The organism is Rhizobium sp. FY34, assembly GCF_005222845.1.
Taxonomy (GTDB): domain Bacteria; phylum Pseudomonadota; class Alphaproteobacteria; order Rhizobiales; family Rhizobiaceae; genus Neorhizobium.
In genome coordinates this window covers 76,071-91,932 of the sequence record NZ_STFZ01000016.1, presented here as the reverse complement: position 1 = coordinate 91,932, position 15,862 = coordinate 76,071, and the positions used below count along the sequence as shown (strand labels likewise).

At 60.5% G+C, this 15,862-nt stretch carries 18 protein-coding genes; 6 read left to right on the top strand and 12 right to left on the bottom strand.

The features are described from left to right. Positions 1-98: 98 nt before the first annotated feature. Positions 99-1,517 carry a PLP-dependent aminotransferase family protein gene (locus tag E8M77_RS13925; RefSeq protein WP_137131247.1) on the bottom strand — a complete coding sequence of 473 codons (1,419 nt, stop codon included), beginning with the start codon at positions 1,515-1,517 and terminating at the stop codon, positions 99-101. A gap of 85 nt (positions 1,518-1,602) precedes the next feature. Here E8M77_RS13925 and E8M77_RS13920 point away from each other — a divergent pair, with 85 nt between their 5' ends. Then, positions 1,603-1,863: a DUF1127 domain-containing protein gene (locus E8M77_RS13920; RefSeq protein WP_246659261.1), complete on the top strand. Its 261-nt coding sequence runs from the start codon at positions 1,603-1,605 to the stop codon at positions 1,861-1,863. Here E8M77_RS13920 and E8M77_RS13915 read toward each other — a convergent pair whose 3' ends face one another. From E8M77_RS13915 to purC, 5 genes are all read right to left on the bottom strand, one after another. Continuing rightward, the gene (locus E8M77_RS13915; protein WP_137131246.1) at positions 1,864-2,253 is read right to left on the bottom strand and encodes a hypothetical protein; all 390 of its coding nucleotides are present in this window, start codon (positions 2,251-2,253) and stop codon (positions 1,864-1,866) included. 64 nt (positions 2,254-2,317) lie between these two features. Beyond that, positions 2,318-2,989: a phosphoribosylformylglycinamidine synthase subunit PurQ gene (purQ, locus tag E8M77_RS13910; protein WP_137131245.1), complete on the bottom strand. Its 672-nt coding sequence runs from the start codon at positions 2,987-2,989 to the stop codon at positions 2,318-2,320. After that, a complete protein-coding gene (locus E8M77_RS13905; RefSeq protein WP_137131244.1) occupies positions 2,986-3,243 on the bottom strand; it encodes a hypothetical protein in 258 nt (85 codons plus the stop codon). Before E8M77_RS13905 ends, purQ begins: the two co-directional genes overlap by 4 nt. A gap of 19 nt (positions 3,244-3,262) precedes the next feature. Continuing rightward, a complete protein-coding gene (gene purS / locus E8M77_RS13900; protein WP_137131243.1) occupies positions 3,263-3,505 on the bottom strand; it encodes a phosphoribosylformylglycinamidine synthase subunit PurS in 243 nt (80 codons plus the stop codon). A gap of 18 nt (positions 3,506-3,523) precedes the next feature. Next, positions 3,524-4,288, bottom strand: a complete 765-nt coding sequence (purC, locus tag E8M77_RS13895; protein ID WP_137131242.1) for a phosphoribosylaminoimidazolesuccinocarboxamide synthase — start codon at positions 4,286-4,288, stop codon at positions 3,524-3,526. A 233-nt stretch (positions 4,289-4,521) separates the two neighbouring features. On the opposite strand from purC, the gene E8M77_RS13890 reads away from it, so the two are divergent. Together E8M77_RS13890 and E8M77_RS13885 are read left to right on the top strand one after the other, a co-directional pair. After that, positions 4,522-4,836: an ATPase inhibitor subunit zeta gene (locus E8M77_RS13890; protein ID WP_137131241.1), complete on the top strand. Its 315-nt coding sequence runs from the start codon at positions 4,522-4,524 to the stop codon at positions 4,834-4,836. 103 nt (positions 4,837-4,939) lie between these two features. Next, positions 4,940-5,254 (top strand): DUF1476 domain-containing protein, encoded by a 315-nt coding sequence (locus tag E8M77_RS13885; RefSeq protein WP_137131240.1) that lies wholly within the window; start codon positions 4,940-4,942, stop codon positions 5,252-5,254. A 62-nt stretch (positions 5,255-5,316) separates the two neighbouring features. Here the strand turns inward: E8M77_RS13885 and E8M77_RS13880 are convergent, their stop codons facing one another. After that, complete coding sequence (locus E8M77_RS13880) at positions 5,317-7,836, bottom strand: EAL domain-containing protein (RefSeq protein ID WP_137131239.1); 2,520 nt, start codon at positions 7,834-7,836, stop codon at positions 5,317-5,319. A gap of 152 nt (positions 7,837-7,988) precedes the next feature. Then, positions 7,989-8,546: an alpha/beta hydrolase gene (locus E8M77_RS13875; protein WP_137131238.1), complete on the bottom strand. Its 558-nt coding sequence runs from the start codon at positions 8,544-8,546 to the stop codon at positions 7,989-7,991. Positions 8,547-8,715: 169 nt separating this feature from the next. Between E8M77_RS13875 and E8M77_RS13870 the strand changes: the two genes are divergently transcribed. Further along, positions 8,716-10,365: a tannase/feruloyl esterase family alpha/beta hydrolase gene (locus E8M77_RS13870; RefSeq protein WP_205910491.1), complete on the top strand. Its 1,650-nt coding sequence runs from the start codon at positions 8,716-8,718 to the stop codon at positions 10,363-10,365. A gap of 107 nt (positions 10,366-10,472) precedes the next feature. Here E8M77_RS13870 and purB read toward each other — a convergent pair whose 3' ends face one another. From purB to E8M77_RS13850, 4 genes are all read right to left on the bottom strand, one after another. Beyond that, on the bottom strand, positions 10,473-11,774 hold the full coding sequence (gene purB / locus E8M77_RS13865) for an adenylosuccinate lyase (RefSeq protein ID WP_137131237.1): 1,302 nt from the start codon (positions 11,772-11,774) through the stop codon (positions 10,473-10,475). A gap of 61 nt (positions 11,775-11,835) precedes the next feature. Next, positions 11,836-12,372, bottom strand: coding sequence for a hypothetical protein (locus E8M77_RS13860; RefSeq protein WP_137131236.1), 537 nt, complete (start codon positions 12,370-12,372; stop codon positions 11,836-11,838). After that, on the bottom strand, positions 12,372-13,049 hold the full coding sequence (gene rpe / locus E8M77_RS13855) for a ribulose-phosphate 3-epimerase (protein ID WP_137131235.1): 678 nt from the start codon (positions 13,047-13,049) through the stop codon (positions 12,372-12,374). The genes E8M77_RS13860 and rpe overlap by 1 nt, the downstream gene beginning before the upstream one ends. Positions 13,050-13,133: 84 nt before the next feature. Continuing rightward, positions 13,134-14,234 carry a branched-chain amino acid ABC transporter substrate-binding protein gene (locus E8M77_RS13850; protein WP_137131234.1) on the bottom strand — a complete coding sequence of 367 codons (1,101 nt, stop codon included), beginning with the start codon at positions 14,232-14,234 and terminating at the stop codon, positions 13,134-13,136. A gap of 224 nt (positions 14,235-14,458) precedes the next feature. On the opposite strand from E8M77_RS13850, the gene E8M77_RS13845 reads away from it, so the two are divergent. Both E8M77_RS13845 and E8M77_RS13840 read left to right on the top strand, forming a co-directional pair. Continuing rightward, positions 14,459-14,908, top strand: coding sequence for a flavin reductase (locus E8M77_RS13845; RefSeq protein ID WP_137131300.1), 450 nt, complete (start codon positions 14,459-14,461; stop codon positions 14,906-14,908). Between the two features lie 24 nt (positions 14,909-14,932). Then, positions 14,933-15,862 (top strand): MoxR family ATPase, encoded by a 930-nt coding sequence (locus E8M77_RS13840; RefSeq protein ID WP_137131233.1) that lies wholly within the window; start codon positions 14,933-14,935, stop codon positions 15,860-15,862.

Genomic DNA, 15,862 nt, shown 5'->3' with positions numbered 1-15,862 from the left:
GCTATAACGCAAGCCTGCGTGTGGCGCGACTGGAAAATGCGGAAGCAAAGCCGTTTCCATCGCCTTTCCGGCGGTTTGATCCGGTGATGCGTCGATCCTTACATGATCGCACTGGTGCCGAGCGGGCTCTGGTCCAGCAAGCGCCGGACCACGGCCAGCCCATCCGACGAGTGCTGGCGTTCGCGCCCTTCGCTGAAGCCGACACGCACATGGTGATAGACGCGTGGCGAGCGCGCCGGCTTGAACTCGTCCTCGTCGTCGATCAGCACATCGGCATCAAGGGCTGCCTGCTTGAATGTTCCAGACAGCCAGGGTTCCGGCAGTTTTAGCCAGAAGAACGGCAATCTCGGATGCGAGCGGAATTCATGCCCGGCAAACAGTGCGCGCACGATTGCTTCGCGCGCCGTGATTTCCGCAAGAACCTTGCCCCGGATCTCGCTGGCGGCGCCAGAGAGCACCAGTCGCGCCGACAGTTCCGCAAGGAGAAACGGCAACCCGCCGCTCACCATTTTCTGGGTGACCCGGACACGGTTGCTCATATGGGGCGGGCAGGCGACCCAACCACCGCGCACGCCGGCCGCAACGGATTTCGACAGGCCATTCAGCAGAAATGTCCTGTCCGGCGCAAGTTCGGCCAGAAGCGGGATATCGTCGCCGACCATGCCGCCATAGAGATAATCCTCGATCAACCAGACATTGTAGGTGCGGGCGATCTCAATGAGATCCTTGCGCCGCGACAGAGGAAGGCAAGCCAGCGTCGGGTTCTGGCCGGATGACATGATGAAGGCGGCCTTTGGATGTTCGCGGGCGCAGACCCGCTCGAAATCCTCCGGCAGAATGCCGTCGGCATCGGAATCAACGAGCGCAATCTGCCGGCCCATCAATGTGGCGCTGCGGGAGACCTGCGAATAGGTGAGATGTTCGCAGACCACACGGTCTCCGGTTCCGGTCACCGCTGCAATCACGGCATTGATGCCCGCATGGACGCCGAGCTGCGGCAGGATCTGCTCTGCATCCGGCGACCAGCCGCCATGGCTCAGCCACTGGCGACCGGCCTCCTGCCAATCGGGCGAGACCGTGCGCGTATAGCTGGAGATTTCACCGGGATGGGCCGTTGCGATATCCATCATGATGCGCCCGACGATCTCCGCCTGGCCGATATCGACGGCGGCTGTGGTATCAAAGCGAAGCTTGCCGGGGGGCGGTATAAGCGAGCGCGTGCCACCATAGGTGAGTGCGGCCGCATCGCGCGGGCCGGCATTAGAGACTGTCGCATCGGCCTGCACATAGGTTCCCCGGCCGACTTCGCCGGTGACGAGGCCGCGCTCGCGCAGCAGAGCATAGGCGCGGGAAATTGTCCCTATTGTCACCCCAATGTCGTAGGCCAGATCGCGCTGCGGTGGCAGCTTTGCGCCCTGCGGCAATTGTCCTGACTTGATTGCGTTTTCCGCTTCGTCCGCGATGCGTATGTAAAGCGGACCGTGGCCGTTTGTCAGTGTGGGGAGCCAGTGTGTCATCATGACAATTCCATATATTGTCACCGTTTATCAGTCAATGCATACGGATTGCATCCCAAAAGGCTGATGGGGAAAGGCAAGCACGATGACAATGATGACAATCAATCTGGACGAAACACGGACACCCGCCCCGAAGGCGGTCGAGACGTCTCCCCGTTTTCCCGTCTGGGCAGGACTGATGGCGCGGGTCTCGCTTTGGCAGCGCCACCGCCGGACGCGTCAGCAGCTTGCGGATCTGTCACCCGAACAATTGCAGGATGTCGGTCTTTCGCGCAGGCAGGCGGAATACGAGGTCAGGCGGTCGCGACTGTTGCTGATTGATGGGCCGCAGTTCCCGCCGATGTGATCAGCAGTCCTTGGCGCCGTTTGCCCAGCGCAGGATGTCCTTGCGGATGCGTGGGGCAAGTGGTTCGCTCATCATCGGGCCGAAGGCGTCGAGCTTTGCCGGACGCCCTTCTGCCTGCACGACGAGGAGGGGCCGGATGTCGCTTGAGCCCTTGCGGACCAGAAGGATGCGCGGGCGACCGGAAAACGAGGTGAGTTCCGGGGCCAGCGAATAGGATCTGAAGGCGGGATCGCCGGATTTGAACCAGCAGCGATTGGCGCCGACCGCCACGCGCTCCATGATATCGAGCGGCGACTGGCTGCGCACGGGGACTGCCGGCGGCGCGTCGGACTGGCAGGCCGAAAGGGTGGCGGACGCGATCAGGAGGAGGGAAAGGGGAAGGCGGCGCATGGCACTCTTTCAGCTATTTGCCGTCTTCCTACGTTCTGCTGGTTAAGCGAAGCTTAATTTTTCTTCAAGCGGCGATCACATCCAGCGCCGAGGCGAAGATGCCGCGACCATCGGTGCCGCCATGGGCGGCTTCGATGAGGTTTTCCGGATGCGGCATCATGCCCAGCACATTGCCGGCCTCGTTCACCACGCCTGCAATATCCATCATCGAGCCGTTCGGATTTGTTCCCTCGGCATAGCGGAAGACGATCTGGCCCTTGTCTTCCATACTTTTCAGCGTTTCTGCCTCGACGAAATAATTGCCGTCATGATGGGCGACCGGGCAGCGGATGATCTGGCCCTGCGCATAGGCGCGGGTGAAATCCGTATCGGCATTCACCACTTCCAGGCGGACTTCCTTGCACACGAATTTCAGCGAGGCATTGCGCATCAGGGCGCCGGGCAGCATGCCTGCCTCGACGAGGATCTGGAAGCCGTTGCAGACGCCGAGAACCTTCACGCCCTGCGCGGCCTTTTCGCGGATGGCCTGCATGACCGGCATACGGGCGGCAATCGCACCGCAGCGCAGGTAATCGCCATAGGAAAAGCCGCCGGGGATAACGATCAGATCGACATCCGGGATTTCCGTTTCCGTCTGCCAGACGGTGACCGGCGCCTGGCCGGAAATGCGGGTGAGGGCGGCAATCATGTCCCGGTCACGGTTAAGGCCGGGGAGCTGGACGACGGCGGACTTCATGGGTGTGGCTCAAACCTTGCTTGTGTTTCTGCCAGTTCTCGGAGTTCGAGACGATTTTCTATGCGTTCGAGGCGGATATCATGCCTCGCCAAGGTCGTATGGATGTTATTAATATCCTGATGCAGGGAAACCATGGCTCCCCGCATCGCATTCATTTCTGCTCTTATCTCGCGCTGGCCAAGCTTCACATCTGCAGTTTCCGCATGTACGCGCTTCAGAAGCTCATACATGAGTTCACTGCTGATTTCGGCCATCACCCACGCTCCGCAGCCGTTAGACGAGAGCGATAGAATAGTTCTCGATGACGGTATTGGCCAGCAGCTTTTCGCACATGGCCTTCAGCTGTTCCTCGGCCTTGGCGCGGTCAAGCGTATCGACCTCCAGATCGAACACCTTGCCCTGGCGGACCTGGTGGACGCCTTCAAAGCCGAGGCTTCCCAGAGCGCCTTCGATGGCCTTGCCCTGCGGGTCCAGAACGCCGTTCTTCAACGTGACGGTTACGCGTGCCTTGATCACTGACTGCTCCCTGACGGCTTACTGTACGAGAACCGGGCCGGTGCCACGGATCGGTTCGTTTTCATTGATGATACCCAGGCGGCGTGCCACCTCGGAATAGGCTTCGACGAGCCCGCCCAGATCGCGGCGGAAACGGTCCTTGTCCATCTTTTCCTTGGTCTCGATATCCCACAGGCGGCAGCTGTCGGGCGAGATTTCGTCGGCCAGGATAATGCGCATCATGTCGCCTTCGAACAGGCGGCCGCATTCGATCTTGAAATCGACGAGTTGGATGCCGACGCCGAGAAAAAGCCCGGTCAGGAAATCATTGACGCGGATGGCGAGCGCCATGATGTCGTCGAGTTCGGCGGGGTTGGCCCAGCCAAAGGCGGTAATGTGCTCTTCCGACACCATCGGGTCATTCAACTGGTCAGACTTGTAGTAGAATTCGATGATCGAGCGCGGCAGTACGGTGCCTTCCTCGATGCCGAGACGTTCCGAGAGCGAGCCGGCTGCGACATTGCGCACGATGATTTCGAGCGGAATGATTTCCACTTCCTTGATCAATTGCTCGCGCATGTTCAGGCGACGGATGAAATGGGTCGGAATGCCGATCTTGTTCAGGTGGGTGAAGATATATTCGCAAATGCGATTGTTCAGCACGCCTTTCCCGTCGATCACGTCATGCTTTTTCTTGTTAAAAGCAGTGGCATCGTCCTTGAAAAACTGGATGAGCGTGCCTGGCTCAGGACCCTCGTACAGGATCTTGGCCTTGCCTTCGTAGATACGGCGGCGACGGTTCATGTCTTGATGTCTCGTGTGTTGCTACGTCCAGCGGACGCAAGTGAATTGAGTTTGAGCGGTCCCATAACGGAAAACAGCCGGTTTCACAATGCGCCACGGGTGCCAAGTGGTGGACTGTTTTTCGGCGACATTTTTTATTCACCTTTTCGCTACACCGGACCGCAAGAATTTACGTGCATGTTTGTTGCGCCACCAAGTGTAGATGGTCAATCACATTAAGCAGGGGAAGTAATATGGTATCATTGCGTGATAGAGCAGCAGCGCTCGAAACAAAGTTTGCTTATGAACAGAGCTGGTTGTTTCTGGCCCAGTCGCGGCGCAACAAATTGATCGGTCTGTGGGCAGGCGAGAGCCTTGGGCTGTCAGACCCGCATGAGTATGCGCGCTGTTTTGCCGAATGGGCGGTCGAACATCCGTCCGAAGAAGGTCTGATCCTGAGATTGCAGCAGGATTTTGCAGCCGCTGCCGTCGATATCGATCTCGATGGCCTGTCGAACCGGATGCATGATGTGCTGGTTGATGTCCTGAACGAGATGCATGCCGGGTAAGACACGCCGGATAACATTTGCTTGGGACCTGCGCTTGCGCATTGCGCGCAGGGCCCGCGTCTACTAGCCTCCCGCAGTCACTATTGACGGGGAGAGAGACACAATGACGACCTTAAGCGATCGCGAAAAAGGCTATGAGAACAAGTTTGCGCTCGATGCCGAACAGCGGTTTCGCGCCGAAGTGCGCCGGAACAAGCTCCTGGGTGCCTGGGCTGCCGGCCTGATGGGCAAGGCCGATCCGGATGCCTATGTCCAGGATGTTGTCGCTGCCGATTTCGAGGAGGCAGGTGACGAGGATGTCGTGCGCAAGGTGAGCGCCGATTTCAAGGCGGCGGGGCTTTCCGTATCCGACGACGATATTCGTGCCAAGCTGATGGAATGCATGGCGCAGGCCGCAATCCAGATCCAGAACGGCTGATCATTACGCAGAGGGATGCGGCCGCCGCTTTCGCCGGGGCGGCCTTCTATGCGCGATGCAGGCTAATGGTCGTTGCGCCAGGCGGCTTTGCGTATAAAGGCCGGTATCTCTGCCGCCGGCATCGGTCGCGCAAGCGCATAGCCCTGCAGTTCATCGCAGCCAAGATCGCGCAGGATATGCGCGTGCTGCATCGTTTCAACGCCTTCCGCCACGACCCGGATGCCCAGCGCCTTGCCGATCTCGACGATCGCACCGACCAGTTTCGCCTGCTCGCTCGAATCCGGCACATGCTTGACCAGCTGGCGGTCGATTTTCAGGACCTGCGGGCTCAACCGCATCAGGCTGACGATGGAGGCGTGGCCCGTGCCGAAATCATCCACCTCCAGCGCGATGCCGAGCTTTTTCAGGCTTTCCAGCGTCTGCGTCACGCCGTCTTCGCAATTGTCGAGAAAGGTCGATTCGAGCAGCTCGAAGGACAGCTGGCCCGGCTTGATCGGCAGCCGGCGCAGCTTGTTGATGAGGCCCGGATCACGCAGGCGGCGGTAGGACACATTGACGGAGAGTTTGGGAATCAGGAGATTCTCGGACTGCCAATGGTCGAAATCCACCAGGGACTGCTCGAGAATGAGGCCATCGATGATGGCCATGGCGTCAATCTCTTCTGCGGTCGGAATAAACCGGTCTGGGCTCAATATGCCATGTTCGGGATGGCGCCAGCGTGCAAGTGTTTCCACACCGCAGATATCAAGTGTGCGGGCATCGAATTGCAGCTGGTAGACCGGGAAAAACTGGCCCCGTTCCAGAGCGCGTAAGATATCGTCCGACAGGCGCTTGTTGTCGAGGATTTCTCGATGCGTGGCGTCGGAGAAGAATTCGTGGCGGTTGCGACCGTTGTTCTTGGCCCTGTAAAGAGCAATATCGGCATTGAGAAGCACTTGTTTGGCGTCGATCTGCTGGCCTGCCGCCCAGGCAATGCCGATGGAGGCGCCGAAGCGGCAGTCGCGTCCCTCGCAGATCACGGGCTGGCGCAATTGCTTGATGATCCGGTCTGCCAGTTGGGCAAGCTTTCGCGGATTGCCATTGAAGCGCGACAGAAGCACGAATTCGTCGCCGCCTATGCGTGCGACGAAATCATCGCTGCGCACAATATCGCGCAGCACCTTGGCCGCATGGCGCAGCACCGCATCGCCGGCATTGTGGCCGAGCGTATCGTTGATCTGCTTGAAACGATCGAGATCGAGATGCAGCACGCCAAGCGCTTCGCCGCTTTGGGTGCAAGTTTCGGCAAGCTGTGCCAGCTTCTCGTCGAGATAGCGGCGGTTTGGCAGGGTTGTCAGGTAGTCATGCAGGGCATTGTGTTCGATGCGGCTGCGGGCGGATTCCAGATCCGCATTGCGGGCCTCGGCCAAGGACTTTGCCCGCTCCAGTTCACGCTGCAGGGCCACATCCTCGGTAATGTCCCAATTGGCGCCGACCAGCTTCAGGTGACCATCGGTATCGGTAAATGTCATGCTGCAGGAGCGCACAACCCGCTCGCGACCGTCACGCAGGACGATGCGATACTGGTCGGAAAAACACTGGTTGTGTTGCGTGTTGCCAGCAACATTTTGCAGAACCACCAGTTTGTCATCGGGATGCAGAAAATTTTCCCATGTTTCCCCGACTCGAATCGCCTCGTCCTGCGGCACGCCATAGATTTCGTGCATGCGATCGTCCCAATCGACGGCACCGCTGATCAGATCCGCCTCGAAAACGCCGACGCCGGAAATCGCAAGCGCCATTTCCAGCCGCCGCGAGACCTGCAACGTCTTGTGCTGAGCCAGTTTGCGCTCGGTAATATCGGTATCGGTGCCGACGACACGCAGGGCACGCCCATCCGGCGCCCGTTCGATGCAGGCGCCGCGGCATTCGATCCAGACCCAGTGGCCGTCCTTATGCCTCTCCCGGTATTCGAAGACCTGATAGGCGGGATCGCCATCCTCCTGGCGGGCCATGGCATGAAGGGTCGGCTCCACATCATCGGGATGCAGCAGCGAGAGCCATTCCTCCTTGGAGGACGGCAGAGGGTCATCGATCTCCATGCCGCGGATCTGTCGCCAGATCGCCGAGTAATATTTGCGGTTTATCGCATAGTGATGATCCCAGACGCCCGAGACCGAACTGACAAGTGCGCTGTTCCAGCGCACCTCGCGGGCGATCACATCATCCAGCCGCCGCTTGTCGGCCGTCACATCAATCAATTGCACCACAAGGAGGTGGGTGGACGGCGCCGTCTCCGGCTGGAAGGACTGGATGTGCAACTGTGCCCAGCGCACGGCGCCATCCTGCAAGGGCACGCGGATCATCGTGTTTTCCGCCGGCAGCAGGCGCTCAAGCCCGGCATGCAGCAGGGCGGTGATGCCCGGACGATCATCCTTGTGGATCAGGGTAGACAGATCACGGGCCGATTTTGTCAGCCATTCCTCGGTAAAATGCCGATTTGCATAGACGAAGCGGCCGGTGTCGGGTTCGATCACAGCTGTTGCCACCGGCATCAGATCGATACTGATGGCCAGCGCCGCCAGCGCGCTCGGACGCGGCATGGTCTGGTGCTTTTTGGGTATCACAGGCCGTCTGGCTCCGCTCGCGCTTGACAAACACATATCATGTTACCACCAGCCGATTAAGCCGATCTTAACGTAACGCAAGGGTTGCGCGCTTGGCGGAACTTCGCTCAATAGGCAGCTGGGCGTGACTATTCCGCTTTGAGGCCGGACAGGAATTTCGCAAAGACCATCGTGCCTTCCGGCCAGGGTCCATGGCCCGATTCGGCATTGATGTGTCCGGCCTCGCCGGCATCCACCAGCAGAGAACCCCAGGCTTTGGCGATATCCTCGGCATGGTCATAGGTGCCGAAGGGATCGTTGCGGCTGGCAATCGTTATCGAGGGAAAGGGCAGCGGATCGCGCGGATAGGGTCCAAATGTCATCAGGTGCTTGGGACGGATGGCGGGATTGGCGACATCGGGCGGCGCAACGAAAAAGGCACCGGCGATCTTGTTGCGGAAATGTGGAATGGCATGAATGACGGTCGGCACGCCAAGAGAATGAGCGACAAGCACAACCGGGCGCGTGGAGGCATTGACCTCCTGCATCAACCGCGTGACCCAGTCTTCACGCACGGGCTTGGACCATTCGGCCTGTTCCACACGCCGTGCCGTCTGCAATTTCGATTCCCAGCGGCTCTGCCAGTGGGTGGGGCCGGAATTGGTGTAGCCGGGGATAATGAGGATATCTGCGTCTGAAGCTTTCATGTCCCCTAATTGCGGCGCGCTGTGGCGATCGTCAAGATGGAACCCGGTGGCAGGGCTGCACAAAATCATGAGGCAACACATACTATTTTTTCGGTCAATGCGATGATAAATACAACCTTGCGCGCTGCAGGGGGAGGTCTTGGCAGCGTTGTGACCAAGGGAGGACTTGATGAAATATACCTTTTTAATGGGGGCGACGGCGCTTGCCCTGTTGCAGGTGCCGGTCGTGGCCCAAGCAGCCTTGGCGTGTGCAGATCTGAAAGCGGCGGCACCAGCTGGCGTGACATTGAGCGAGGCCGTGGAGACGGCGCCCACGCCGGAGGTTCCGATCGACCATTGCCTTGTGCATGGCAGCACGGTCCCGCGTCAGGGTATTGACGGCAAGACCTATGCCATACGCTTCGAGCTGCGATTGCCAAAAGTGTGGAACGGGCGCTTCGTTCACCAGTTCAACGGCGGCAATGACGGCGCGGTGGTGCCGGCGCTCGGGCCGACACTGGGCGGAAACAAGGCCGATACGGCGCTGTCACGCGGTTATGCCGTGGTTTCCAGCGATGCTGGCCATGACGGCAAGGCCAACCCGGAAAGGGGCATAGCCGGTAGCGCGGCCTTCGGCCTTGATCCGCAGGCCCGGCGCGACTACGGCTACACGGCCGTCCAGACCCTTAATCCGCTGGCTGAGGCTCTGGTCGAAAACCATTACGGAAAGCAGATTGCCTACAGTTATGGCATGGGCAGTTCCAATGGCGGCCGCCATGCGCTGATGGCAGCGACGCGTCTGCCTGACATGTTCGACGGCTTGCTTGCCGGCTATCCCGGCTTCAACCTGCCGAAGGCTGCCATACAGCACGCCTGGGACATCCAGGCCTGGACCAAGGTCAATCCGGATATCGCCAAGGCATTCAGCCGTGACGATATGGCGGTACTTGCCAAGGGCATTCTTGCCGCTTGCGACGACCTTGATGGGCTTGCCGACGGAATTGTGGCCGATGCACAGGCCTGCCAGACGGCATTCAAGCCGCAAAGCGTGCAGTGTCAGACTGCGGGCGAGACGGGCTGCCTGTCCGAATCCCAGGTGGCGGCCCTCACAAGAAGCGTCCAGGGCCCCCGCAATGCCAAGGGCGAACAGCTCTACAGCGAATGGGTCTGGGATCCCGGCATGGCCTCCGGCAATTGGCGCGGCTGGAAGCTGGAGAGTGGCAATGAAGCCTGGGGCAAGAAGCCGATCATCGGCGTGATGGGTGCTGCTTCGCTGGCGCAGGTCTTTACCACGCCGCCGACGGCCGTGGGTGGCAAGCCGGATGACTTGCAGGCCTTCCTTCTCGGCTTCGACTTCGACCGGGATGCACCGAAAATCTCGGCCAAGGATGCGACATTCACCGAGGCGGCGACCGATTTCATGATCCCGCCGGGTTCGAACAATCCCGATCTCAAGGGCTTCAAGGCCGCGGGCCACAAGATGATCGTATTCCACGGCAATGCCGATCCGGTCTTCTCGGTCCTCGATACCGTCAACTGGTACAAAAAGCTCGACGCCAATAATGGCGGTGCCGCCGGAGACTTCGTCAAGCTCTATCGCATTGCGGGCATGCCGCATGGTGGTGGCGGCCCCTACTATGATGACTTTGACTTCTTCTCCGCACTGGTTGCCTGGGTGGAACAGAGCGAGGCGCCAAAGGCCGTTGCGGCGGGTGTGACGGCGGGCAATAAGGAAGGCGCAGGCCTGACGGGAACACGGTTCCTCTACTGCCTCTATCCGCAAGTGGCGCGTTTCAATGGCGGCACGGCCAAGGATGAGACCCGCTTCACCTGCCAGTGATGCATGAATACTGAACATGCAATCAGCCGGCAGGTTCACACCTGCCGGCTGATTTTCATTCAAGACTAGGGATCCGCCGCAGCTTCACAAGGGATTGCCGGTACCGATCAGCCAAAGACGCGGCGGAAGATCGTATCGACATGCTTGGTGTGATAGCCAAGATCGAACTTCTCGCGGATTGCCTCTTCGGACAGTGCGGCGCGCACTTCACCATCGGCGAGCAATTCCTCGAGGAAATCCTTGCCCTGTTCCCAGACCTTCATGGCATTGCGCTGCACGAGGCGGTAGCTATCCTCGCGCGAGACGCCGGCTTGCGTGAGCGCCAGAAGCACGCGCTGCGAGTGAACAAGTCCGCGGAACTTGTTGAGGTTGTTCATCATATTCTCAGGATAGATGACCAGCTTCTCGATGACGCCGGCCAGGCGATGGAGCGCGAAATCCAGCGTCACGGTCGTATCCGGGCCAATTGCGCGCTCGACGCTCGAATGCGAGATGTCGCGTTCGTGCCAGAGAGCCACGTTTTCCATGGCCGGCACCACCGACATGCGCACCAGGCGCGCAAGACCGGTGAGGTTTTCGGTCAGTACAGGGTTACGCTTGTGCGGCATGGCAGACGAGCCCTTCTGGCCCGGCGAGAAGAACTCTTCGGCTTCCAGCACTTCGGTGCGCTGCATATGGCGAATTTCGATCGCGACATTTTCGATCGAGGAAGCAATGACGCCAAGCGTCGCGAAGAACATCGCATGGCGGTCGCGCGGGATGACCTGCGTGGACACAGGTTCGGGCGTCAGGCCGAGCTTCTCGCAGACATGTTCCTCGACGCGCGGATCGATATTGGCAAAGGTGCCGACAGCGCCGGAAATCGCGCCCGTGGCGATTTCGGTGCGGGCAGCGAGAAGACGGGCGCGGTTGCGCTCCATTTCGGCATAGAAGCGGGCGAAGGTGAGGCCCATCGTCACCGGCTCGGCATGGATGCCGTGGCTGCGGCCGATGCGTACCGTGTCCTTGTGCTCGAAGGCGCGGGTCTTCAGCGCGGTGAGCAGGCGGTCCATGCCGGCGATCAGGATATCGGTGGCGCGCACCAGCTGGATGTTGAACGTGGTATCCAGCACATCCGACGAGGTCATGCCCTGGTGGACGAAGCGGCTGTCGGGGCCGACGAATTCGGCAAGATGCGTCAGAAAGGCAATCACGTCATGCTTGGTGACGGCTTCGATCTCATCAATGCGCGCGACGTTGAATTCGGCAGCGCCACCCTTTTCCCAGATGGTCTTCGCGGCATCCTTCGGGATCACGCCAAGCTCGGCAAGCGCATCGCAGGCATATGCCTCGATCTCGAACCAGATGCGGAACTTGGTTTCGGGCGACCAGATGGCGACCATTTCGGGCCGGGAATAGCGCGGGATCATCGAAGGGTTTCCTTGGGTACAGTCAAAACGTGGCCCGCTTTAGCAAGAACTCCCGGCAAGCTCAACGCGTGTGGCGCAGAAGAATGGGCGTGGCCGCCACAAGCAGCAGCGGACCAAGCGGCAGATAGAGCGAAAAGCCGAGCACCAGGAACTGGTAGACGGCGGAGGCTGAGGTGAAGAGAAATTGCAGAATCCAGTCGCGGGTGAAGGCATCCGCATGCCAGCGGGCATAGAAGGCGCGGTAATCGACGGCAAACAGACCAGCGGTGATCGTCACCGTCGCAAACCCAAGGCAGAGCGCCAGAAGCACGGCACGCAGCGGTGCGCGCCGTGGCAGGAGGCGTGGCAGGCATCGCGATATCAGAAGGCTGAGTGCCGCGGTTGCGACCCAGGCAATGGCTGCGCCGCCCGCAAAAAGCAGAAACAGGGCAGGTGCATGGACGGTGCCCAGGCGCCCGAGCAACCAGAGCTTGGCCGCCATGCAGGCGCCCATGGCAAGCCCCCAGAGGAGCGCGCCGCAGACAAGGGAGACAAGGATGGTCGAAGGCTTGCGAGTGGGGCCAGCGCTTGGCCTGGAGGAGGCGCCGGCCGTCTCCATCAGGCGATTGCGCCTTCGGCGGCTGCGCGCAAGGCTGTGACATTCTGCCGATAGGCTGCGATACCATCGCCCTTGTAGATGGCCGAGCCTGCGACAAACACATTGGCGCCAGCCGCTGCTGCTGCACCGATTGTCTCTGCCGTGATGCCGCCATCCACCTCAATGTCGATCGGCCGGCTGCCGATCATGGCGCGGGTGGCGCGGATCTTGTCAAACATTGCGGGGATGAATTTTTGGCCGCCAAAGCCGGGATTGACGCTCATGATGAGAATGAGATCGACATCGTCGAGCACGTTTTCAATCACCGACAAGGGGGTTGCCGGATTGAGCGTGACGCCGACCTTCTTGCCGAGCGCCCGAATGGTCTGCAGCGAGCGATGCAGATGGGCGCCGGATTCCGCATGCACAGTGATGCTGTCGCAGCCGGCCTTGGCAAAGGCTTCCAGATAGGGATCGGCCGGCGCGATCATCAAATGGCAATCGAAAAAGGCATTCGTGTGTGGGCGCAGCGCCTTGATGACATCCGGACCAAAGGAGATATTGGGGACGAAATGGCCGTCCATCACATCGAGATGCACCCAGTCGGCGCCGGCTTCGACGACATCGCGGACTTCCTGGCCGAGTTTTGAAAAATCGGCAGCGAGAATGGATGGGGCGATGCGGATGGGCGATGACATAAGCGGGTCCTCCAGCGGGTCAGATAATCGCGGGGTCCGCTTAACACTCCGATAAAGCCGGCACAATCACCGGAGAGGTGGTTGTCAGTCGGTTTCAGCCTCGAGCAGTCGGAAGCCCTTGCCCCGCCATTCCTGCAGGCGATAGGGGTTTTCCGCCAGTTCATGGCTTGCGCTGAAGCGCACAGGGCCGATCACCGTCTCTGCGCTGAGGCCGGCAAGTGCCTGCGGCACCGGAATGTTTCCGGCAGTGGCCCTGGCGATGGTGGCATGCACCAGTTCGATCGCTGCATAGGCGGGCAGGGTATAGCCATCGGGCTCCTGTCCCGCAGCCCGCAGGCGCTGGGTTACGGCCGCAGCGGCTGGAAGGTCGCCATAGCTGGGCAGCGCCACGGCCAGAACCCCGTCCGTCAGCGCTACCGGCCGGTTTGCGGCGCGCATCACATCGCCACCGATAAAGGTCAGCGGCGTGGTATCGGCTATCGCATCGCGCGCCATGATGGCCACATCGCTGCGGTCGCCACCGACGATGACATGCGAGGCGCCGGCCTTGACCAGACGACGCACCAGCGCCAGCTGCTGTTCCTGGCCAGGCCGGAATGTATCGGTAAACACCGGCTTGATGCCGCCGGTTTCAAGCCTTTGGCGAACGGCACTCATCAGTTCGCGGCCATAGATCGTGCCATCGTCCACCAGGGCGATCGGCCGGTTCTGGAAGCGGGTGAGAATGGTTTGCGCCAACTTTTCGGCCTCTTCGCCATCGGCAGGCGCCAGGCGCAAGAAGGGCCAGCCATAGCGCTGCGCATCCTCCATCAGGATTTTCGAGCGCACCGAAACGGTGATGGCGGCAATGCCGGCCTCCTTCAGCTTCGGCAAGGCGCCAGACAGGGTCTCGACGCAGAGAAAGCCGATGGCGACACTGGCGCCGGCCTTCGCGAGCTTTTCGGCGACAGCCTGGCCGGATCCCTGTTCGCAGCTTTCATCAATGGCGACGATCTGGTCGCCAGTCCCGGCGGCGGCCCGCGCGCCCCGCAGAACCTGTTCTCCGATAATCGCATAGGGCCCGCTCTGGGGCGAAACCACGCCGATGACGGCCGCCGATGCCGGTGCTGATGCAGCAGCCAACAGGCCGGCAAAAACGATCACGGAGCGGCAGGACGCAGCGGAAGGAAAACAAATCTGTCTCATGGGCTCACATTTAGCCCGCCTGCCGGTCGCGTCAAAGGAAATTAGTCCCAGCCGGCCAGCCAGTGACTTTGCGCATGCCGCCGGCGTGGACAAATGCTGTCTTCTTCACCATATGCTGAACGAAGCAGCAGCTCGACGCGACGCTGATTTCCGGGGGGAAGGCTTTGACGATATCCGAAGAAACCGTGCAGACGGCTGTCGATCCCGCGATTTACCGCAATGGCATGGCGCGTTATGCCGGCCACGTGCAGGTGGCAACAACGCAGTGGCAGGGCGTGCGGCGCGGCGTCACCGTCACGGCAGCCTGTTCCGTTTCCGACGATCCTGCGACCGTGCTCGTCTGCCTCAATGCCTCCAATGAGGCGAATGCGATTTTCGAACAGAGCGGATCCTTTGCGCTGAATGCGCTTGCCGGCCACCATCAGGCGCTGGCCAAGGCGCTGGCCGGTTTCGAGCGCCTGCCGGTCGATCAGCGATTTGCTCTGGCGGACTGGGTGCAGCTTGCAACCGGTGCGCCGGTGCTTGCCGATGCGCTGGTGGCTTTTGATTGCAGGCTCTTGGAGATCAAGCGCATGGGAACGCATATGGTGCTGTTCGGGCAGGTGGTTGCCATGCATTTTGGGCCGGACAATCCACCGCTCATTTATCTGGACCGGGCATTTCACGCGCTGTAGTCTCACAGGCAACGGAGGCGATCCATGGGCGCGCACAGCATAGGCACAAGTCCAACCTCGATTGACGAGACGGTAGCGCTTTTGGCCGGACAGGATTATCTTGCCGGACGCGGGCTGGCGACGGTCATCTATCTGGCGCTGAAGATGAAGCGACCGCTGTTTCTGGAAGGCGAGGCGGGTGTCGGCAAGACCGAGATTGCCAAGGCGCTGTCCAAGGGCCTCAACCGTCCGCTGATCCGCCTGCAATGCTATGAGGGGCTGGATATTGCCTCGGCGGTCTATGAGTGGAATTATCCGGCGCAAATGCTCGATATCCGCCTGTCGGAGGCGTCTGGCCTCGGTGACCGTGAACGGCTGGAAGCCAATCTCTATTCCGAACGCCATCTGATCCGCAGGCCTGTGCTGCAGGCGCTGGCGCAAGATGGCGAGGTGGCGCCGGTTTTCCTCATCGACGAACTGGACCGTACCGACGAGGCGTTTGAGGCCTTCCTGCTGGAAGTGCTCTCCGATTTTCAGGTGACAATTCCCGAACTGGGAACGATCCGCGCATCTGAGCCGCCGATCGTCATCATCACCACCAACCGCACGCGCGAAATCCATGATGCGTTGAAGCGCCGCTGCCTGTATCACTGGGTGGATTATCCGGATGCTGCCCAGGAACTGGCGATCCTCACCACCAAAGTGCCGCAGGCCTCGCAGGCGCTGTCGCAACAGGTCGTGGCCTACGTGCAGAAACTGCGCCGGATCGATCTGTTCAAAAACCCAGGCATTGCCGAAACCATCGACTGGGCAACGGCGCTGGTCGAACTCGACCGACTGGCACTCGATCCGGAAACCATTTCCGATACGCTCGGCACATTGCTGAAGTATCAGGACGATATCGCCCGCATTCGCGGCAGCGAGGGCGAGGCGATCCTGTCTTCGGTGAAGGCCGACCTTCTGGCGACGGGGTGA